The sequence below is a fragment of the Gimesia fumaroli genome, assembly GCF_007754425.1.
Taxonomy (GTDB): Bacteria; Planctomycetota; Planctomycetia; order Planctomycetales; family Planctomycetaceae; genus Gimesia; species Gimesia fumaroli.
Genome location: NZ_CP037452.1, coordinates 3,580,175 through 3,601,355 on the forward strand (window position 1 = coordinate 3,580,175; position 21,181 = coordinate 3,601,355).

A 21,181-nucleotide genomic window follows, 5' to 3' on the forward strand; every position below is an offset into this window, starting at 1 on the left:
TTCTTCACGGGACTTTCTCCGTTTAATGAAAATTTACTTTAGCTGATTACATTCAGTTTCCAGTAAGCCTGTATCATTGGTTAGCCGGTTCCTCTGACTTTACTTCGGTCGGAGGAGGCTGTGGGCTATCTGCATTGGAACCTGCTGCTGGTGTCTCAGGTTCTGTTGGTTGTTCAGGAGTATCACCTGCGGGGGCAGGCTGATTTTCTGCTGCCGGAGCCGGAGTGTTGGCCGGTTCCACCGGGTTTGCTTCTGTTCCTGCGGCGGGGGCTGGAGTGGCGTTAGTGCCATCAGCGGGTGTTGCGGAAGCATCCGTAGCAGGTTCACCCGGGGGCGGGTTACCGCCTGCTGTTTCCGCCATCATGTCCCCTTCTGGAGGAACATACGGTTTATACAAAGTCATGAGTCCGGCAATGGTCACCACTGCCAGTTCCGGGTCACTTAAAGCGGCGTCACGCAGGCCTTGATTTCCGAGACCTGGTGTCTGTCCCATTCCCGGTAGTCCTCCAGCTTCTTCAGCAAATCCGGAACCACCCCCTGCAGGGTTTCCAAAGTCAGCTGCACCAAAATCACCGCCAGTGCCAAAGTCACCGCCGGCTCCCATACCGCCAGCACCACCTCGGCGTCCTTTGCCCCCACCCTGTAGAGTGGCAATAGGGTTCTTGTCATCATCAAACAGGTCTGCGCGTTGAACGCGGACGATTTCCACGGGCCAAGGCATACTGGATAACTGGGCCAGTAGATGCGGGAGTTTTGAAGATTGAATCACGGCTTTGAGATAAAAAGCACGGGTTTTGTAGGGAAGTGCTTCATCATCATGGTAGTAACGTTTGAGGTTTTGTGCGCCCTGACCGCCTCCAAAACCACCACCCATCATACCGGGACCATCCATGGACATGCCGTCCATGCCATCGTCACCGCCTCCGGCAGAACCATCCACGTCGTTCCCAAAGATCTTGGTCAGGTCCATGTCGACATCAATTTGCATCGTGCCGCCTCTACCATCTCCCATCGCTCCGGCGCGTGCAGGGCCTCCACCGAATCCACCAGGACCTCCTCCCATCATGTCGCCCATGCCGTCCATGCCACTCATACCGCCGTCGCCAGCGGGAGCGCTTCCGTCATCACCGACCGTACCGCCGCGCAGTTCAAGCACTGTGATCTGTCGGACGGGCGCTTCGCTGATATTGGCAGCACTTTTATTGACTTCTGCAATGGCTTTCAGGATGGAACTGACGAGCCAGACATCTTCCTGCGCATCCCACATTTCTTCTGAGGTGGGAGGGAGTGTTTTCCATTTGTTTATGGGAACATGGGGGATGGTATTCAGACTGATATCAACAGTCCCGGTTCCATCTTCCAGGTTGAATGGATTGGCCAGTTTGTGGGCACGCATGATTTCAAATTTGTAGGCACTTCGGTAGAGGTTGCGGGGAACACGCGAAATATCACCACGATAAGGCGTGTTCTTCATCAGGGGCGCGATATTTGAGGGCCAGACGAACAAGCTCTTTTGTTTATCCCAGAGGTATTTATGGGATTGGCCGATGTATTTTTCCTTTTCCTTGTTGATCTCTTTCAGAGCAGTCGACCAGGTTTCATTAGGTGGATTGGGAGCAACCTGAGCGTCAGTGAACGCTTTATCGATTGCGGATTTTCGCTCATCGATCTCTTTTGCCAGACTGCCGGTCGCCATGCTCCAGCCGATGACAGGCAGCAGCAGAGCAATAAACAGGATGATCCAGAATTTATGAACAAGAATCGGTTTTAATTTGTCCATCGGGTTGTCCTCTGCTCTTTTCCCAAGAGGTATAAAGTCGCGTAATCAATTTTAAAGTGAGTCGTGTTTTTCAGTCTTGTCTGTCCGAAATACTTTGATCAGCCAGCTTCCGCAGTCGCTTCTTCCCCTTCGGAAGTGGGTGATTCCGGTGGGTTTTCCTGCCGTTCAAGTACGGGAATTGGCTTCCAGACAAATTGCAATTCGAATGTTGTTCTTTGAATGACCATTACTTTGGGTTCTTTTTCAGGGCGATTGGCGCCGACACGGGGGCGACGGGGTATCCCTCCTGCCGCTTCGGCAAAACCTACATCAGGCATCGGGCCGGCACCTAAACCACCAAAGCCACCAGGGCCAGCAAATCGTCCTTCGCCGCCTCTTTGCATTCCACGTGGTCGACCGTTGGGGTAGAACTTAAAGGGATCTCGCGAGTCGGTCAAAACCGTTGCATGTGTGATGCCCATTTTGCGGACATCGACAGGAGCCGAATCCTGATTCTTGACGGTCCAGGACTGTAGATTCTTCATGAGTGTTTCGTGGACATACAAGACGCCGATATGTGCGTTTCCCTGTGATTCATCGTGATGGTAGTGCACTCCTTTGAGGGTAAACACAAACCCTTCTCCTTCAGGTGGATTCTCCTGATCGATTTTCGGGAGGAGTAATTTGGCCTGAGGAGTGAGTTTTTCAAACCATTGAGATAAATCGGAATAATGCTCTACGGTAATCCCAGGCAGTTTGATTCGATTCCGTTTTTCAATCTGTTCGTTGTCGAGTTCATCGTCCACGTCGCGGGGCAGGCATTCATCGATGGCTTTATAAACTTCAAGCCAGTCATCTCGTGTATCGAGATTCCAGACGAGTTTGTCTCCCTTTTCAAGCAGGCCTTTGAACTCCCCTTCAGCATTGGAGTAACTGGTCTGGTAGCCGGAGATCTGTGTGGTCAGATTTTTGACTTTGCTTTCCACACTTCCGAAGCGATCAGTGCTGACCGAGTTGGCCACGTTGCTAAAACCGACTGTCGAAATGCAAAGCCCCACCAGTAAGGCTGCTGCAGTAACAACGGCCCAGGGTTTTTTACGCCGGATTTTACGAGCCGTAGCAATTTCAGGCGGCAGTAGTGTGGTACGGATGGAGGTCCGTTGTAAGGCCTGCAGTGCGATCCCGTAGGGAACCGTGAATGTGAGAATATTATCCTGGAACAGAGGTTCGTTCAAAACGGCATCGCCGACTAAGGACTGAAAGTCATCAAGCCGTTCGACTTCATACTGCAGGTTTTGTTGCAGGAATTTCTGCAGGCCGGCAAGTTTGAAACCGTTACCAGTACCATAGACCTTTGAAATTTTCGCATCGCGATTCACACTGGAGAAGTAGCCGATCGAGCGTTGGATTTCAGAAACATATTCATTGAACACAGGTCGCAAGGCCTGGAAGACGGCGCGGGGGTCTTCTGAGCGTGTCGCATTGCATTTGAGGTGCTCTGCTTTCGCAAAAGTGAGCTTCATCTCTTTGGTTAACGCGCGGGTAAAGTGATTGCCGCCGATGGGAACGTTACGAATCCAGATTTTATTGCCGTTGGTGACCATCAATGTGGTGCTGTCGGCACCCATATCAACCACAATCGCAGACTCTTCCGGGTTTCCTTCGAATTCCTCGCCGACACGCATTCCGAGCGAATCGTAGCAGAGTGTGTTATATAGACCTAAGGGAGCAATCTGAATCAACTCCACTTCAATTTTTCTGTCGACAAAAGGTTGGAGTGTTTTCAAAACCTGATCGCGTTTCATGGCGAAGATACCGACTTCGGCATCCAGCATGTAACCGCTCTCCTCCACGCCGCCACCCAGAGGCTGGTAGTCCCAGATCACGTCTTCCAGCGCAAACGGAATTTGCTGCTTGGCTTCGTACTTGACGATTTCAGGAACGCGGCTGGATTGAACCGGGGGCAGTTGAATAAAGCGTGCCAGGGAGGTCTGTCCTGGAACGCTGATGGCGATCAGATCGTCTTTGGTTTCATTACGAGACAGGAAGGTATCGAGAGCCTGACTGATTAATTCATCCGGGACTGCATCGGGCTGGCTGAGAATTTTGGGATGGGGAATATAATCGAACGCGACAGCAATCACCTGATCAGCGGCTTCTGCATAGCGAAGTCGAATGGCCTTTAAGCCGGCCTGCCCAATTTCAATGCCCCAAACAGCTTGATTTTCTGCCATGTGACTGGTCACTCCTACTTTCTGGAAATACCTGAATCAGTGCTTACCAGATTGAACCGGAAATGTTTCCGAAGTTTAATGAACGAGATGATGTTACGCTGACTGACCGGAATCGATTCAGACTCGCGAAATTGTATCAGATTTTATTAGTCGCAGTTAGATAGGCTAAGGGAATTATTTCAGATTACACAATCCGCTAACATAAGGCTATCACAGGATTTCGTATAAAGTCAATGAAATAGTGGATGTTTGAAAACGACTTCATAAAAATTAATGAGCCACTCGCTCCCTTTTTGTCTGTTCAATTGGTTTTTACCCTGTGATTTCCTGCCGCAATCCTATCCGTTTTGAGCTCATTCAATTAATTGGACGAGCGGCAAAATCAATCAGTTCCCACTAAGTCACTTTTTATTACGGTTTTATCAGTTTTTTTGATGGATTCTTCAATTAGTTTTTTATAGATATCTGTTCGTGTGTTTATTGTCCTGCGTTCAAAACCGGATTTGACTAAGTATAAGTTACCCTGTGATTTGTGATTTCTGGAGGGTGTGGGATACCGCGCTATAGATACTCAGTCCGAGTTTGCTTATGCTAAACTGAGTCAGAGAAGGAACCGGACTCTTTCTCACACGTACAGATTGAATGTTATTACGTTTCTAAAGTATTGTGACACAATGACATACAATGATATAGTTGTTTTGATCCCCTGCCACAGTCTTGAAGATTTCCCGACGGAACTGGAAGAAAAAGACGCCGAGAGCCTGCTGAATGCTTTTGCAGTGGCCTGGCATCCTGAACTTTTGGCCTCGTCGCGAGTCATTCCGAGCTGGCATCGCTCCGATGAGCCTCCCCAGTTTCTGGCGGACCGTTTATTATTGGTTCCTAAAACCTCCGAAGACTGGCTGCCTTACGGCTGGATTGAAGAAGCGGAGTCTAATGGGGCCACCGTTGTCAGTGGCAAGATTCACCGGGACGAGATGGCTGCCGCGGCGTTAGAACCGTTGCACGCGGAGGCAGAATCTGCTTCTGAATCGGAGTTATCAGCCGAACTGGTTGCTGACTTTTATGCGCTTGGCCTGTGTTACATTCAATTAGAGTTATTGACGCGGTGCATGCATCATTTCAGTAGTCTGGATGAAGCGACCATACAACGGGAAGCGATCGCGGCCGCTGACGCGGCGCTGGCCAATGATAACGAAGCCGCCCGAGCCCATCTCAAAGGATGCTTCGAAGTCCTGCTTGAGAATCGTGAGCGGTTTTATCCCATCGACTGTTATTTAATTGACTTGTGTCTGGTCACCCCGGAGTGGGCCAATGATGCGCTCAAGGCGGCGATTGCGGATGAACAACCTCTTAACTTGCTGCTCACCGCTGACGATCTGGAAACGATCTCCCAGGAACGTCCTGAGTTGACGGAAATTCTGAAAGCAAGTTGTCAGAATCAGGAGACCGAAGTCATCGGGGGTGAGCAGGATCAAATTGCCACACCGGTTGTTCCTGTAGAGTCGTTGATCTGGCAGTTGAATTCAGGGACACGCAAAATTCAGGAACTCACCGGTCGCACTCCGACGACCTGGGCGCGGCGTCGCTTTGGTCTGGCTTCCATTCTGCCAATGTTACTGCATCGCTTCGGCTTCCATTCCGCCCTGCATCTGGTTTTGGATGATGGTATTTATCCCGATTATGAGCAGAGTAAAATTCACTGGGAAGGTGCAGACGGAACGATTCTGGATGCGTTTTCCCGAATCCCCATGTCGGCGGAAGGTTCAGCCGGTTATCTGCGGTTTCCGCAGCGGATGGCAGAATCGATGGAAGAAGATCAGGTCGGGGCGCTGATGTTTGCCCACTGGCCTGATGTGAAATCCCCCTTTTTTGAAGACTTTAAACGCATTCATCGCTATGCCCCGGTGCTGGGCAGCTTTGTTTTGTTAAATGACTTTTTTCAAAATACAGAGTCGTCAGGTCGGCATTCTTCCTATGATGCGCGGGAATACCTGTCTCCCTTTCTGAGTCAACTTGTGGCGATGAGAAAGCCGAATCCACTCAGCCGTTTTATCGCACACTATCAGAGGCACGATGAATTGACGGCGGGGCTCTGGTTTCATTCCGTTTCCAAAGCCATCTACGGACAAGCCATTCAAGACGAAGCATTGCAAAAAGTTGAGCGGGATGTGGAACAGGGACACCCGGATGCGGAAGCGGAACAGATTCAAAGTGCGGTGACCGCGCTAGAAGGATTTCGCCAGGCGGGCGAAGCAAAGCTCGCGGAAATCATTCTTCAGGGAGCCGCACAGCAGAGCGGAGTGTTATTATTGAACTCGCTTTCGTTTTCCAGAAAAGTGGTCGTTGATCTGCCCGAATTTCCCCATGAACCAGTTGCTCAGGATGCAGTCAAAGCCACACAGTTCGATGAGCGACATAAGAAAGCGGTCGTGGAAATACCTGGTGCCGGGTTTATCTGGCTTCAGCCTGGTACGTCTCCGGCAGCACCAGCCAAAAGTCATGTTCCTATTGCGGAGCCTCTGTTGCTGCGGAACGAATTCTTTGAAGTGCATATTCATGAAGAGACCGGGGGCATTGCCCAGATCAAAGAATATGGTCGAAAGCCGAACCGTCTCAGCCAGCAGTTAGCCTATCGTTTTCCCTATCAACGCACGATTTCTACTCCCGGTGCCTTGGGCGACCTCGAAGAGAAGACCCCCTACTCTGCGATTCGGAATGTCAATGCAGAGCTCGCCTGTGCGGGGCCCGGCATGGGAGAAATCGTAACCACCGGCGAAATTTATGACCAGGTCAGCGACACGACGCTGGCATCGTTCCGTCAGACATATCAGCTCTGGCGCGGGCGTCCGATTCTAGATGTAAAAATCGAGCTGGATGTGCAGACCATGCCTGACGGGAACCCCTGGGATCACTATTATGCAGCGCGCTTTGCCTGGGGCGACAGTACAGCCTCTCTGACACGGTCTCTCTTGGAAAGTGCGCATGCCTTTCAGGGGGAACGCTTTGAAAGCCCGCATTATTTTGAGATTGCAGAAGGCGAAGAACGGGTGACTATTTTGAATCATGGGCTGCCGTTTCATCGTAAAACCGGGCCACGGATGCTCGATAGCATGCTGGTTGTGGAAGGCGAAACGAAACGGGAGTTTTCCTTTTCGATTGCCGTGAATCAGAATTTCCCGATGCAGCTGGCCCGGAATGTCATGGTGCCTGCAGGACAGGTTTCCAGTCAGGTCGGCCCTCCGCGAATGGGCGAAAAGGGATGGCTGTTTCATGTTTCAGCCAGTAATGTCCAACTGACACGTGTGCTGGACTTGTTACCTCCGGAAGGAGATTCGTCGAACGAAGCGTCTGGAGCTAAAAGTGGTTTTGCCGTGCGTCTGATGGAAACCGAAGGCATGCATCGCTCTGTAAAATTACGTTGTTATAAATCTCCCGTCAGTGCCCGTCAGCGCGATTTTCACGGGAAGACCGTTGTTGAACTTCCCATTGAAGAGGACGCGGTTCTGGTCGAGATGTCACAGTATGAGATTGCCGAAATTGAAATCCTGTTCGAGGAGCAAGCGTAACCGATGATCGTGACGATTGATGGCCCTGCAGGATCGGGAAAAAGTACTGCGGCCCGCGGTTTAGCCAAGCGTCTGGGGTTTGAGTTTCTTGATACCGGCGCCATGTATCGTTGCGTTGCCTGCGGAGTACTGCAGAAAAATGTGGACCCGGCGGATGAGCAGGCAGTGACGCACGTCAGTCAGCAGATCAAGATTACGTTTTCAGGTGATCGGGTGCTGCTCGACGGAGAAGATGTCTCAGCGGCGATTCGCACTCCCGATGTGACAGACGCTGCTTCGGTGGTTGCGCAGTATCCTGCGGTGAGGCAGGAACTGGTACGTCTGCAACAGCGGGCTGCAGAGGGCGTGGATATTGTCAGCGAAGGTCGGGACCAGGGAACCGTGGTGTTCCCGGATGCATTCTGCAAGGTGTTCCTGATCGCCGATCCTGAGGAGCGGGCTCGTCGCAGACATGAAGAGCTGGTGGCACAGGGGAAGCAGATTACCTTAGAGGCGATATTGCAGCAAATCAATGAACGTGATCAGCGCGATGAACAACGCACCGTCGCCCCGTTAAAACCGGCCGACGATGCGGTTGAGATCAATACGTCCCGTTTGACAATCGATGAAGTGATTGATCAACTGGAGCAGCTTGTTCGTTCTCGGATCAACTCAGAATCACATTGATGATTTATTTTCGGGTTCTGAAGATCAGAACTGGAGTGTCAATGTTACCGTCGTGCGGCTGTCCATCAGATCTTTGCGACCTGTGATGGGAAATTCCCAGACACCGGCGACCGACAGGCAACGGTTCATGCGGTAGTTCGCTCCAAAGGCAGTCGAGATAAAGTTGTTGCCAGCGACATTCGTTGAACCCAGGTTGATCCAGTCTCCCCCTTCAATATTCAGGGGCAGTGCCTGACCGCTTTTGGTGTAGACGATGCCGTTCAGCTCAGCGACGGCTGACAGCTTGCTTGTGATAGGGTGATCGTAGTGCACGCTATAATAGATGGATTGTGATTCTTCGGCAGTGTCGCCGGGGACATGGTAACCGGTGGAAGCAATCAGGTGCCCGCAGCCAATCTGTTTACCCAGAGAGAGGTACGGTGTCCAGACACTGTCGCCATTTCCCTGAAAGACGCGGCTGCTTCCATTTGTGGCTTCGTAAATCAGGCCACCTGAGAGCAGGAACTGATTTTCGACATCTCGGATCAGCACGTATTTTAGCCCCAGGCCGATGTCGGACCAGCCTGTGGAATTACCAACACCCCGGGTTTGCAGTGTATTGTAGCCGTCTTTCACGGCAATCACAGAGAGTCGTTCGTTTAAAGCGATTCCAAGTTGGAGGGCGTAAACCTGCAGGTCCCCTGCACCAAGTACGGGTGTTTGGGAGTCAATCATTTGATTGATAAAGATGCCTCTCACGTAAGTCAGTGAGCGCGGATCAATTGACCAGACGGGATTGCTGACAGGCATGACAAAGTCATCAAAACACCGATCGCTGGGAAACTTATTCAAGAGCGGAATTCGATCACAGAGTGTACAGGCATTGCAATCGCATGACTGACAGTTACAGGCCGATGCCTGCGCACTGCACGTCGGACACGAGCATGGCTGCTGTGCAGGGAGAGAAATTGGTTGCTCTCCCGTTGGTGTCTGGATGAATTGAGTCTCTGGTTCGGTGACAGAATTCAGGGTGTCAGGAGGATCGATAGCAGGAGGCGCGGGTGCCGCTTCTCCTTCATAGACTCCATTGGAGAAGACGTCAGAAAGCGTCTGAGGCTCTGCAGGTCCTGCGGCATAAATTGCCGAATTAATCAGGCTGCACGAAACTGTGATCAGTACAATCGGCGCGAACCTCATGTATTCCCCCTCCTGGAAATGAGATGTTTGAGCGTTTTTTCGCCTGTGATGAGAAGATTCCGTTCCTCTCTCAATACATATCGGCCATTCCAAATTGTGAATATAGGTGTATAAGCTGAAGTTTATTTGTTTTTCGTAATTGAATGGAAATACTGCATGAGAGAGCCGTCCATAAAAAAATGCACGTCGAGTCGACGTGCATAGGGTTTGGGTTCAAGTTTGAGGACAACTGATTAGTGCATCAGCTGCTTTTCAAAATCGATATCGTATTTTTTCATTTTCTTATACAGCGTGGTGCGATTGATGCCCAGTGCCTTGGCTGTATTCTGGCGGTTCCAGCCATTCGCTTCCAGTGCTTCGATAATGATTTGACGTTCCGGATTGGCCAGCGCCGTTTTCAGGGAACCCGTTCCCATGCGATTGTCTGCTGACAGTGCATAGGCTTGTTCCTGTCGAATTTGTTCGGGCAGATCATGGACTCGGATGTACTCCCCTTTGGTCAACACGACCGAGCGCTCGATCACGTTGATCAGTTCGCGCACATTACCGGGCCAGGAATATTTAAGCATGGCCTGGATCGCAGAGGCATCAAAACCTTTGATTGATTTGCCAATTTGTTCGTTGTAAACCTTGAGGTAGTGCTCGATCAGAAGCGGGATATCGCTCATGCGTTCTCTGAGAGCAGGTTGTGTCAATGTAATGACATTGATCCGGTAGTAAAGGTCCTGCCTGAACTCTCCTTTGGCGACCATATCTTCCAGATTCTGGTTGGTTGCCAAAATGAGTCGAATATCAACGGTGTGCGTTTTGTTATCGCCGACCGCTTCGAATTCATGATCCTGTAAAACGCGCAGTAATTTCACCTGCAGACTGGGAGAAGCGGTGGCAATCTCGTCCAGGAACAGCGTGCCGCCGTCTGCCTGCAGAAATTTACCAATTTTATCGTGTGTCGCGCCAGTGAAGGAGCCGGCTTTATGTCCGAACAGTTCGCTTTCCAGTAAGCTGTCGGGAAGTGCACCGCAAGCGACTTCCACAAAGGGCTGGTTACAGCGGTCGCTGAGTTGATGAATGGCTCGCGCGGTCATCGTTTTTCCGGTTCCATTTTCACCCAGAATTAAAACGGTGGTTCGCGTATCAGCCACACTCTCGATCAGGTCGAACATTTTCTGCATCTTGTAGTCCTGGCCGACAATATTTGCCAGTCCAAAACGCTGATCGAGTTGCGCTTTGAGTGTTTTGTTTTCTTCGACGACCTGTCTCTGGTCCAGACAGCGTTCAATCGCCAGACTGAGTTCTTCGTCGATGACCGGTTTGGTCAGGTATTCAAACGCGCCCAGACGAATGGCTTCGACGGCACTTTCGATAGTTCCATAACCGGTCAGCATGATCACGGCTGTGTCTGGTGCGTTTTCTTTCGCCCATTCGAGCAGATGAAAGCCATCCTGGTCTGGCAGGTTGACATCGCAGACGACTACCTGAAAAGGGAATTCTTTTAAACGTTCGATCGCATCCAGGCAAGTCAGCGATGTTTCGGTGCGATGCCCCAGGCTACGCAAATAGTCGGCCATTGCTTCCAGAATGTATTGATCGTCGTCAACTACCAGTAATGAACCAGAATTTGTCTTCATTGAATATGTCTCGCCCAAAGTGTCCATGTAATGCTGCAATCGTCGTACAGCTTGTGTTGGTTGTGAATAATCAGTGTTGTGTCTCTTGGATTCACAATAATGAAATTGAAAATCTGCTTAGTATGCTTCACAAAATCAATCATTGATTTTGATGGAGCAAAATGCCGGATGCGTTTTTTCCTCAATACAAATGAGGAAACCGATCCGCGCTTTCATGCCAGACAAGGTTGCTACCTGATCGGTAAACGCCCTCGCCCATCAATCAAACTGGGAGGCAAACATTAATGAAGGGATATTGAAAACATAGGACACAAGTTTCGAACAGGCAACATGCGAACGACAAGGACTGTTGTTTTTGAGAATCAGATGTTGCTGATTTCCGCGTGACGCGCTGTTGAAAGAGGTAAAAAGGCCTCAGAATTCCGATTGAAACCAGCTTAAGAACCGGCTTATACCGATTTCAAGGGTCGTACGACTCTGTTAACAGTGTGGGGCAGCGCTGAATGGTTGCTATATTCGTTACCAGGAGCAGATAGGACATATTTGCTACGAACGACAGCAAATCCCCCGTTTTGCCGAGTTTCACCGGAATTGGCTCAATGAGTCGTGGGGGAAGACGCTGATAAAATTCAAACGGAGGATTGTGCTCAACAGCGCCCAAGTTGCTTCCAGATAAGGCAAATGGGGAGCTTGCTCTGGTTTTTCGCTGAGAATTAGCTTTGCGAGCGAAGATTTACCATCAGATAGCGAATGATAACTGTAAACAGAGCCTTGAGATGGTGTCCCTGTACTGCTACTATTGGGACTTTGGATGAACGATTCCAGACGATCTTACGGGATTCGGCCGGCCTTCGATTGAGGATGAGAGATCGGAAGGCTTCTAAGTCGCGGTACCGTCGGCTGAAATTCGAGCCGGGATCAAGGGTGTTTTGTGTCCCGGAAGCGAATTATCGAGTGTATTTCCCTATATTCAGGGTGTTTGTTAACAGAAGATAGCCTCTCTAGTACAGGCTCCTCATCGTGATTATGGCCGGAGTTTGCCTGTTTATAAGCTGGTCCCGGTAAAAGAAAGTGGGAGTTGTCCGTTGTTAAGAGCGATCATTAGTGATATTCACGGTAATCTTGAAGCGTTGGAAGCTGTTTTGGCTGACATTGACCGCCGTGAAATCAGTGAGATTTATTGCCTGGGTGATATCATTGGCTATGGGCCGAATCCACGGGAATGTATCGATCTGGTTCGAAAGCGCTGCAAGAAATCTCTGCTGGGAAACCACGATCAGGCAGCTTTGTTCGATCCGGAAGGGTTCAACGCAGGCGCAGAACGGGCGATTTTCTGGACGCGACGCATGCTGGAAACAGGCGATGCCTCTAAGAATCAGGATCGCTGGGATTTTCTGGGGGAACTTCCCCGCATGATTCGCGAAGACAAACTTCTTTTTGTGCACGGCTCTGCTCGTAATCCACTCAATGAATATGTCTTTCCGGAAGACATTTATAACCAGCGAAAAATGGAACGCATTTTCGGACTGGTGGATCAATACTGTTTTCAAGGTCACACGCATATTCCCGGTGTATTTACCGAGAGTATGAATTTCCTTTCACCAGAGGAAGTGGAAAACGTGTATCCGTTTGGTCCGGAAAAATTTCTGGTGAATGTCGGTTCGGTCGGGCAACCGCGTGATGCGGACAATCGCTCTTCTTATGTCATTATTGATGATGAAAAAGTGACCTTCTGCAGAGTCGACTACGATTTTACAGCTACCGCAGAAAAGATTTACGAAATTTCTGATTTAGATAACTTCTTGGGCGACCGTCTGCGAGATGGTCGATAACAATGGAACAAAAACGACTCTTACTCTTCGTCACTCTGTCTGCGACTGTTTTGTTTTTCTGGCAGTTGTTCGTCATGCCCGTTATTGCTCCTCCCAAACCTGTGCCACAGCAGGTCGCTCAAGAAGCGGAAGCAAAGGATGATGATGCGCCCCTGGTAGCAAAAAAACCGGATGAGCCCAAAGACGCAGAAATCAAGCCAGTTGAGCAGCCACAAGTAAAACAGGCCGATTTGCTCAAGAACCCGAGCAAGAAAATCGTGCTCGGTTCACTTGATCCGGAGAGCGGCTACTTCATGCAGGCCTCGATCTCCACGCAGGGGGCTGCGGTCATCGATGCCTTTCTCAACGATCCCCTGTATCGCGATCTCAATAACCAAAAAGATCCGTTAAAAGTCCTCGATGAGTTTGACGGCGGAGGGAAAGCTAAAATTCGATCTCTGGAAGTCGAGATCGAACAGCTGGATCAGAAACTGGCGCCTCTGCTCACAGACACGCGCCGTGTCAACTGGAAAGTACTGGAACAGATCAAAGACCCGGACAACCCCAAGATCATTCAGTCGGTTCGACTGGGGCTGACAGCGCCGGATGGCAGCATTGAAGTACAAAAGGAGTTTGGTCTCAAGAAATATCCTGTTCCGGAAGATCAGGATTTCCGCGAGTTCCGAAATAAAGAACAGGCCGGTTACCTGATTCACTTTGACATCAAGGTCATTAACAAAAGCACCGAACAACAGAAACTGGATTATCATCTACTGGGGCCCGTTGGAATCCCATTGGAAAATGCCGACAATACACGCAAGTTTCGCGATGTTCGCATCGGGTTTCTGCAAGATGATCTCAGCGTTGATACCGAAACGTTCTACGCGGCGGATATCATCGAAGCAGTTCAGGCTAAGAATGTCGAGAAATACACGCGTGCGTTTCAGTTTGCGGGAGTGGATGTTCAATATTTTGCTGCCCTGTTAACACCGGATGGCAAAAATTACGAGCCGAAGCTGGTGAACGGGGAAATGCGTTCGAACTATTCTGCCAGTATTGAGCCGGTCCTCATTCAGCAGGATCTCAAAAATGAATCACAGAGCCGCACAACCATTCAGATCAATTCCAATGAGATTGAACTGGACGCGGGCGGCGAAATAGATCACGGTTATGCCTTGTATGCCGGCCCGAAACGCGAGTCACTACTCGGCCCACCGTTGAAAGCCACCGAGATCATGGATTTCGGCTTCTTCGGGCCTGTTGCCAAACTGATGTTGTGGCTCTTGAATACACTGCACGGAATTGGTCTGTCATACGGGCTGGCTATCATCGGTCTGACAATTATGGTGCGAGGCAGCCTGTATCCGCTCTCGCGCAAGCAGGCCGTTGGCGCACAGAAGATGAAAGAGTTGCAGCCGCAGATCGCTGAGATCAAAAAGAAATACGGCGATGATCGCGAGAAGCTCGGCCGGGCGCAAATGGAGTTGTTCAGCAAAAACAATTATAACCCCTTGGCCGGTTGTCTGCCGATCTTCCTGCAGCTGCCGATTTTCTTCGGCTTATATACGGCTTTGAATAACGCGGTTCAACTTCGGGGAACTCCGTTCCTCTGGGTCGATAACCTGGCAGCGCCCGATGCTCTATTCAAGCTGCCTTTCTCTCTACCGTTCCTGGGAGATAACTTCAACTTGCTGCCTCTGGTGACTGTGGGACTGTTTGTGGTGCAGCAGAAATTATTCATGCCGCCACCCACCGACAAAGACCAGGAACTGCAGCATAAAATCATGAACTACATGATGATCGCAATGGGCTTCATGTTCTATCGTGTTCCCGCCGGTCTCTGCGTTTACTTTATTGCTTCCAGCCTCTGGGGTATCTGTGAACGGAAACTGTTGGACTTTCAGTCAAAGCGTGCTCCCAAAGTAAGTGAGACGACAGACTCCAAAACGATTGAAATCAAAGCAGAGTCGAAGAAAACAAAAAATAAAAAAGAGACTTCCGAAAGCCAGGAGCCTGCGAAAAAAGGCTGGTTTGCCCGGCTGCAGGATATCGCAGATCAGGCACAGGCCCAAGCCGCTCTCAATGAAAAGAAGCAGCAAAACGGCCGCGGCGGCAAAGGCACGGGGAAGAAGCCTAAGAAACGTCGGTAGCGATGGTTTCCTGCGAGGCTCAGCATGAATTTGCAGTTTGACGATACGATTGTAGCACTGGCGTCAGCCCCCGGAGGGGCCGCGGCCGGTATGATCCGTATCAGTGGTACCGAGATCGTGCCTTGTCTTTCGTCCTGCTTCCATTCCGATAAAGCCTGGCAGAAGTCCAGCCGTTCAGAACGTCATCCGGGACAATTACGTCTGGCAGGATCTACGCAGTCTCTTCCGGGAGCACTCTACTATTGGCCGACGTCACGTAGCTTTACCGGACAGCCTTTGGCGGAATTTCATACAATCAGTGCGCCTCCCCTGCTCGAAGCGGCAATTGAAAATCTAGCCGCCCACGGTGCCCGTATGGCGCGGCCAGGCGAATTCACCCTGCGGGCTTTTCTCGCGGGACGGGTAGACCTGATGCAGGCGGAAGCCGTGCTCGGAGTGATTGATGCCCACGATCATGCTGAACTCAATCTGGCACTCAGCCAACTGGCAGGCGGCGTTTCAACGCGCATCGGAGCAGCCCGCGTGGATTTGCTGGAACTGCTTTCCGAACTGGAAGCGGGACTGGACTTTGTCGAAGAAGACATCGAATTTATTGATCGTGAGACACTGGTTTCCCGACTGCAACAGATTCGTATATTTTGTGAACGACTTTACGAAGATTCTTCGACACGAATGGAATCGACGGGCAGTCTTTCTATCGTTCTGGCCGGTTTGCCGAATGCAGGCAAGAGTACGTTATATAATGAACTGGTCGAAGACGCGGATGCTGCTCTGGTCTCGGAGGTTGCGGGGACCACACGCGATTATCTGGCGACCACATTAAACTGGCAGGGTCAGCCAATTCAATTAATCGATACGGCGGGGATGGAGTCGGGGGAGCATGAGATCTCTATCAGTGCGCAGCAGTTTCGGGCGCAACAGGTAGCCCAGGCCGATCTGGTTATCTGGTGCACGGCTGCGGATCTGAAACCGGAGTGGGAAGACATCGATCGTCTGCAGCGGAGCCAGCTTTCGGAATCGCAACATCTACTGCATATTATGACAAAATGCGACCTCTCCCCTGCTCCATCCGCAAACCAGTTGGAGGGAGACTGTGAGGTAAGGTTGTCAGTTGCCACTGGTCAGGGGCTGGAAGATCTAAAGACGCTGGTTTTATCGAGACTGACGGAATACCGTCGTGGCAGCAAACTGCTGATTGGTTCTACCGCTTCCCGCTGTCGAGAAAGCCTGCGATCCGCCGGGCTGTCGCTGCAAGCTGCGGAAGAAGCAGCCTCACTGCGACTGGGAGAAGAACTCGTCGCGATTGAAATTCGCGAATCGCTACAGCATCTGGGGCAGATTGTTGGCCAGGTTTATACCGATGATATTCTGGACCGCATCTTCAGTAAATTCTGCATCGGTAAATAAGCGTCCCGTCAGGGATTGTGCTCATGAATCCAATCGGGAATGGTTCCAAATTCAATTCCGAGTTGCGGAATGAAGTAGAAGAACATAAATGCCGTCAGCAGGAAAACGCCAATCAGATTCAGGATGATTCCGTACTTCAGCATGTCGGACATTTTGATTTGTCCCGAGGCAAAGACGATCGCATTCGGCGGTGTTGCGATCGGCATCGTGAATGCACAACTGGCAGAGATCGCCGCCGGTATCATGATCAGTCGTGGGTCGATTTCCAGACTGACTGCCGTCGCCGCCAGAATGGGGAGCACGGTATTCACGGTCGCGATATTCGATGTGAATTCGGTCAGGAAGGTCAACATCAGACAAGCGGCTAATACCAGAGCCCAGGGAGGCCAGTCGGCGATGACTTGCGAGAAAACATGACCCACCCAACCCGATAATTCCGTTGTGCGAAAAGCACCCGCAATTGCAAAGCCGCCACCGATGAGCAGAAGGACGCCCCAGGGAAGTCGTTCCGCCGTATCCCAATCCATCAGATATTCGGTCGTGCCCTGCTCTGTTTTTTGCGCGGGAATCGCGAACATCAGGATCGCCATTCCCATCGCCACTGTGGAGTCATGTACCCAGCCAGAGGCGCTTTCGACGGAAATTCCCCACTGTGTGAGAAAGTGAATCGGAAACTGCTCCCAGCCGGCCAGTAATTCATATTCTCCAAAGATGAGCGGCTTCCGCGTCACCCATAAAATAGCAGTTGTAATGAAGATAATCAGCATCAGAATTTCGGGACGTGAGGCACGACCCAGTTGCCGGATGTGATCGTTGATAATGGCCTGGGATGATTCTTTGGAATTCGATAAACGTGGCATATTCCAGCAAAGCACCACCCAGGTGATGAGTAAAAACGTGATGCCAAACGGGACCACCATCACCATCCACTCACCCGCTGATAACTCAGGCCCTTGTGGAAACTGAGAGAGCCAGATTTGTTGAAAGGCGATATTAGTGGGGGTGCCGATTAACGTCGTGACACCACCAATGCTGGCGGAATAGGCGATTCCCAAGAGCAATGCGACTGAGAAATGGCGGATGCTTTCCGAGGAATCTTCGGGAGATTCAAGTTGGGTGAGTTCTGAAATCGATCCAATGATAGCCATACCGATCGGCAACATCAGTAATGTAGATGCGGTATTGCTGATCCACATCGACAGGAAACCGGTGGCAAACAGAAAACCTAAGACAACCCGCCGGGGGCTGGAGCCGATGACTCTAATCGTATGCAGGGCAATCCGTCGATGCACGCCCCACTTTTCGATCCCCAATGCGATCATAAAGCCGCCCATATACAGAAAAATATTCTGATTGATATAGGACTGGCTGACCGTTTTCGGATCCTGAATCCCGAAAATTGGAAACAGCGCCAGAGGAATCAGACTGGTGACGGCGATCGGTAGGGCCTGTGTCATCCAGAGAATCGCCATCAGCGCGGTGACCGCGGCCAACCGTTGTGCCGACGCGGTCATGTCAGAAGGCGTCGGCAGGTTCAAGATCACCAGGAAGGCGATGATGCTGAACAGCTTCCCATAAAAGGGAATGCGGCTTTCCGCAGGATGTGATGAGTCGCCAATCACGAAAAGGGAATTCCTGATTTACAGAATGAGTGTCTCATTCAAAATGCAAAATAGAGAATGAGCGATGAAAGAGAACAGAATCGAGAATTATTTATTCCTCTGATTCCGGGTGAATGAACTGGTGCCCCTTTGGTCGAACGGTTAACACCGGGCAAGATGCCTTGCGGACGACTTTCTCTGCCACGCTGCCGAGCAATAAATGGGCGGCTAAGGAACGGCCGTGTGTGCCCACGATAATCAGATCGACTTCTTCCCGCTTCGAGAATTTCAGGATATCGACGAAGGGATTGCCGTGAACCCAGTGGGTTTCGATTTCCAGATCGCCTTTGTCTTCATCGAGAATCCAGTTGTCGAGCCGGGTCTTCGCAAATTCCTCAAAGTCTTCTTTGGGAGGCAATGCATAACTTTCAAACATCGGCATATAAACGACCGGGTCTTCGATCACGTTCAGCAGATACAGCTTGGCATTGAACTTTTTGGCGAGTTCCACAGCGTACTGGGTTGCCTCTTGTGCTGGCTCACTAAAGTCGGTGGGTAACAGGATTTTTTTGATTTCTATCATGGTGATTCCTCTTTTACGTTCAAGGCCTTCTGCAATTGCGATCTTCGCAGGAAGAATCCATTATAAGAGGAGTTGGGCGGGAAACAATAGACGGGGCAAGTTGCATTACTACATTCAGTTATGTGTTTCTTTATTTTGTAAAGAAATGAAGGTCCTCGTTTGTGAAACACAGGAAATCTCCTTATGATAAATAGTGCTCCTCTCAGGTAAGGGAGCGTCAGTATTGAACTCAGAACAATCGAAAAAGATAAACGAACACTTTGTGGAGGCAGGAAAAATGGAAAAGTGGCCTATTGGTGTATTTGCTTCAGTAGACGCAGGTCTGGGAGTGCATTTTGACGTCGTCCAGGAATTGGGAATTCCGACGATTCAGATTCATGCACCTCACAAGCAAACCCGAACTCCCGAAGTTGCGAAAGAATTTATGGACCGTTGTAACGCGGCAGGAATTACGTTGACCTGCGTGTTTGGTGGTTTTGATGGGGAAAGCTACGCTGACATTCCGACCACAAAGAAGACCGTCGGTCTGGTGCCTGCAGAAACCCGCGCCGCACGTGTTGAAGAAATGAAAGACATTTCCGATTTCGCCAAATTGCTGGGCGTAGACACTGTTGCCCTGCATATCGGATTCGTCACTGAAGACCGTGAATCAGACGACTATAAGGAACTGGTCAAAGTGACTCAGGAGCTGTTGGATCACGTCAAAGTAAATGGACAGCAGCTGAATTTGGAAACCGGACAGGAATCCGCCGATCACCTGCTCGATTTTATCAGTGACGTGGGACGCGATAACCTCAAGATTAACTTTGATCCTGCCAATATGATTCTATATGGTACGGGCGATCCTATTGCCGCCTTGAAACGTGTTGGTCATCTGGTTGCCAGTGTGCATTGTAAAGACGCAACCTGGGCAGCAGAAGGCAAACGCGGTATCGAGTGGGGCGCGGAAGTTCCTCTGGGTGAAGGCGATGTTGGGATGGGAACTTACCTGCAAACTCTCGATGACATCGGTTATACCGGCCCACTGACGATCGAACGCGAAATACCGGAAGACCGGGAACAGCAGAAAGCGGATATCGGAAAAGCCGTTTCTCTCTTAAATGAACTGAAAAATCGGATCGGCTAAACCCGGTTTCGGAGACCGTCTGTGAAAAATGTGATCGAAGATGTTGCCTGTGCCAGTTGTTGTTGCGTCTGCGATGATGCCCGGGTGACAACCGACGGACAGCAGATTACCGAAGTACAAACCACCTGTCCTCAGGGGCAGGCCTGGTTTGACTGGTCTCCCCAGTCAGCGCTTCTGCAACCTTCAATCAGGGGGACAGCAGTTTCGCATACGGAAGCGATCCAGCGGGCTGCCGAACTGATTCAACAGGCTCAGTCTCCCCTGATCTACGGGATGTATCAGTCTGCCACCGATGCACAACGGGCTGCCATTAGTCTGGCTGATCAGATCGGGGCGACCATTGATACGGGGGCTGCCTCCGCGACGCGGGCACTCCAACAGGCAGGTGAAGCGTCCTGTACGTTAGGGGAAGTACGCAGTCGTGCTGATTTAATCATTTACTGGGGCGCTGATGCATTTCGGAGTACTGAGTGTCACAGAAATAACATGAATCAAGGAGAGTCTGTTTCATCTCGCAAAATCGTGACGATCAGCGGAGAGAAAACCGATGACAGTGACAACGTCGATCAATCGATTGTATTAGCGCCGGGTAACGAACTCGAACTGATCTGGTGTCTGAGAGCGCTCTTAAAAGACATCGATTTGGAACAGAATGCTGCCTCAGGACTTTCAACAACTGACCTGCAGAGTCTGGTCAGCCTGATTCGTCAGAGCAAATACATCGTCTTCTTTTTTGGACCGGAGTTTAAGCAGGGACCGTTCGCGCATCATAACATCGAAGCCTTGTCGCTCTTGGTCCGAGAAATTCAAGCCGAACGTCGTTGTCATACTCTGAACATTCCCGGAGTCGGCGAGACCAGAGGCGCCGAAACCGTGTTGGCCTGGCAGACCGGTTACGCTGCCAGTGTGAATTTTGCTGCAGGCTACCCCCGCTATTCACCCCGCGAGTATTCAGCGAATCAAATGCTGGAACAGACAGAAACCGACCTGTGTATTCTGGTCGGAGCACAGCCACTCTCAGGATTGTCCGAGTTGGCCCTCGAGCGTCTGGCTGAGATTCCCGTCATATTGACCGGCCCGGCTGTTCAAGAGCAGTTGGAAACAGAAGCCTTTCTACCAACAGGCATCTCCGGCATCCATTTCCCCGGAGTGATTTACCGCCTGGATGGGACTCCCATTCCTTTACGTGGCTATTTGCCCACAGATTTGCCCAGCGAAGCCGATGTGCTCAATGAGATCAGTGCGCAATTGAAACGGGCTTAAACGCAATAGCAACAGTCATTCCCCTCCTGCCGGAATTCGCTGATCCTCTTAATCGGAATGATCGTCAAAATTGTTGTTGATATTTCGTATCAGATATCCCTCCTCAGTCTAGATTGAGTTTTTTTTAACCTAGTCTTGAGGTGAGCTTAACCCCTTGGGAGCCAAAAGTCATGTTCCCGTTCATCATAGGCGTTGTCTACATTTCTCT

13 protein-coding genes are annotated in these 21,181 nt (G+C 50.6%); 7 read left to right on the forward strand and 6 right to left on the reverse strand.

The window, feature by feature from the left end; genetic code table 11:
* Positions 1–73 precede the first annotated feature (73 nt).
* On the reverse strand, positions 74–1,780 hold the full coding sequence (locus Enr17x_RS13600; protein ID WP_145309557.1) for a hypothetical protein: 1,707 nt from the start codon (positions 1,778–1,780) through the stop codon (positions 74–76).
* Positions 1,781–1,878: 98 nt separating this feature from the next.
* The gene (gene pilM, locus Enr17x_RS13605; RefSeq protein ID WP_145309559.1) at positions 1,879–3,993 is read right to left on the reverse strand and encodes a type IV pilus assembly protein PilM; all 2,115 of its coding nucleotides are present in this window, start codon (positions 3,991–3,993) and stop codon (positions 1,879–1,881) included.
* Between the two features lie 674 nt (positions 3,994–4,667).
* Between pilM and Enr17x_RS13610 the strand changes: the two genes are divergently transcribed.
* Positions 4,668–7,562 (forward strand): glycoside hydrolase family 38 N-terminal domain-containing protein, encoded by a 2,895-nt coding sequence (locus tag Enr17x_RS13610; protein ID WP_145309561.1) that lies wholly within the window; start codon positions 4,668–4,670, stop codon positions 7,560–7,562.
* Positions 7,563–7,565: 3 nt separating this feature from the next.
* Positions 7,566–8,228, forward strand: coding sequence for a (d)CMP kinase (cmk, locus tag Enr17x_RS13615; protein WP_145309563.1), 663 nt, complete (start codon positions 7,566–7,568; stop codon positions 8,226–8,228).
* Positions 8,229–8,252: 24 nt separating this feature from the next.
* On the opposite strand, the gene Enr17x_RS13620 is transcribed toward cmk, so the two are convergent.
* Both Enr17x_RS13620 and Enr17x_RS13625 read right to left on the reverse strand, forming a co-directional pair.
* Entirely contained in the window at positions 8,253–9,404 is a 1,152-nt protein-coding gene (locus tag Enr17x_RS13620; RefSeq protein WP_145309565.1) for a hypothetical protein, read from the reverse strand.
* A 233-nt stretch (positions 9,405–9,637) separates the two neighbouring features.
* On the reverse strand, positions 9,638–11,032 hold the full coding sequence (locus Enr17x_RS13625) for a sigma-54-dependent transcriptional regulator (RefSeq protein WP_145309567.1): 1,395 nt from the start codon (positions 11,030–11,032) through the stop codon (positions 9,638–9,640).
* Positions 11,033–12,117: 1,085 nt separating this feature from the next.
* On the opposite strand from Enr17x_RS13625, the gene Enr17x_RS13630 reads away from it, so the two are divergent.
* From Enr17x_RS13630 to Enr17x_RS13640, 3 genes are read left to right on the forward strand one after another with little or no spacing between them, the layout of a single operon-like run.
* On the forward strand, positions 12,118–12,864 hold the full coding sequence (locus Enr17x_RS13630; protein WP_145309568.1) for a metallophosphoesterase family protein: 747 nt from the start codon (positions 12,118–12,120) through the stop codon (positions 12,862–12,864).
* A gap of 2 nt (positions 12,865–12,866) precedes the next feature.
* Positions 12,867–14,993 carry a YidC/Oxa1 family insertase periplasmic-domain containing protein gene (locus Enr17x_RS13635; RefSeq protein WP_145309570.1) on the forward strand — a complete coding sequence of 709 codons (2,127 nt, stop codon included), beginning with the start codon at positions 12,867–12,869 and terminating at the stop codon, positions 14,991–14,993.
* 24 nt (positions 14,994–15,017) lie between these two features.
* Positions 15,018–16,400: a tRNA modification GTPase gene (locus Enr17x_RS13640; RefSeq protein ID WP_145309572.1), complete on the forward strand. Its 1,383-nt coding sequence runs from the start codon at positions 15,018–15,020 to the stop codon at positions 16,398–16,400.
* Positions 16,401–16,408: 8 nt separating this feature from the next.
* Here Enr17x_RS13640 and Enr17x_RS13645 read toward each other — a convergent pair whose 3' ends face one another.
* A complete protein-coding gene (locus Enr17x_RS13645; protein WP_145309574.1) occupies positions 16,409–18,022 on the reverse strand; it encodes an SLC13 family permease in 1,614 nt (537 codons plus the stop codon).
* A 91-nt stretch (positions 18,023–18,113) separates the two neighbouring features.
* A complete protein-coding gene (locus tag Enr17x_RS13650; protein ID WP_145309576.1) occupies positions 18,114–18,584 on the reverse strand; it encodes a universal stress protein in 471 nt (156 codons plus the stop codon).
* Between the two features lie 277 nt (positions 18,585–18,861).
* On the opposite strand from Enr17x_RS13650, the gene Enr17x_RS13655 reads away from it, so the two are divergent.
* Together Enr17x_RS13655 and Enr17x_RS13660 are read left to right on the forward strand one after the other, a co-directional pair.
* Positions 18,862–19,710 carry a sugar phosphate isomerase/epimerase family protein gene (locus Enr17x_RS13655; RefSeq protein WP_145309578.1) on the forward strand — a complete coding sequence of 283 codons (849 nt, stop codon included), beginning with the start codon at positions 18,862–18,864 and terminating at the stop codon, positions 19,708–19,710.
* A gap of 21 nt (positions 19,711–19,731) precedes the next feature.
* A complete protein-coding gene (locus Enr17x_RS13660; protein ID WP_145309580.1) occupies positions 19,732–20,973 on the forward strand; it encodes a hypothetical protein in 1,242 nt (413 codons plus the stop codon).
* Positions 20,974–21,181: the final 208 nt, after the last annotated feature.

Excerpts from the sequence above, each read along its gene's own strand:
- Enr17x_RS13600 (WP_145309557.1), bottom strand. The coding sequence starts at position 1,780 with ATGGACAAATTAAAACCGATTCTTGTTCATAAATTCTGGATCATCCTG.
- pilM (WP_145309559.1), bottom strand. The coding sequence starts at position 3,993 with ATGGCAGAAAATCAAGCTGTTTGGGGCATTGAAATTGGGCAGGCCGGC.
- Enr17x_RS13610 (WP_145309561.1), top strand. The coding sequence starts at position 4,668 with ATGACATACAATGATATAGTTGTTTTGATCCCCTGCCACAGTCTTGAA.
- cmk (WP_145309563.1), top strand. The coding sequence starts at position 7,566 with ATGATCGTGACGATTGATGGCCCTGCAGGATCGGGAAAAAGTACTGCG.
- Enr17x_RS13620 (WP_145309565.1), bottom strand. The coding sequence starts at position 9,404 with ATGAGGTTCGCGCCGATTGTACTGATCACAGTTTCGTGCAGCCTGATT.
- Enr17x_RS13625 (WP_145309567.1), bottom strand. The coding sequence starts at position 11,032 with ATGAAGACAAATTCTGGTTCATTACTGGTAGTTGACGACGATCAATAC.
- Enr17x_RS13635 (WP_145309570.1), top strand. The coding sequence starts at position 12,867 with ATGGAACAAAAACGACTCTTACTCTTCGTCACTCTGTCTGCGACTGTT.
- Enr17x_RS13640 (WP_145309572.1), top strand. The coding sequence starts at position 15,018 with ATGAATTTGCAGTTTGACGATACGATTGTAGCACTGGCGTCAGCCCCC.
- Enr17x_RS13650 (WP_145309576.1), bottom strand. The coding sequence starts at position 18,584 with ATGATAGAAATCAAAAAAATCCTGTTACCCACCGACTTTAGTGAGCCA.
- Enr17x_RS13655 (WP_145309578.1), top strand. The coding sequence starts at position 18,862 with ATGGAAAAGTGGCCTATTGGTGTATTTGCTTCAGTAGACGCAGGTCTG.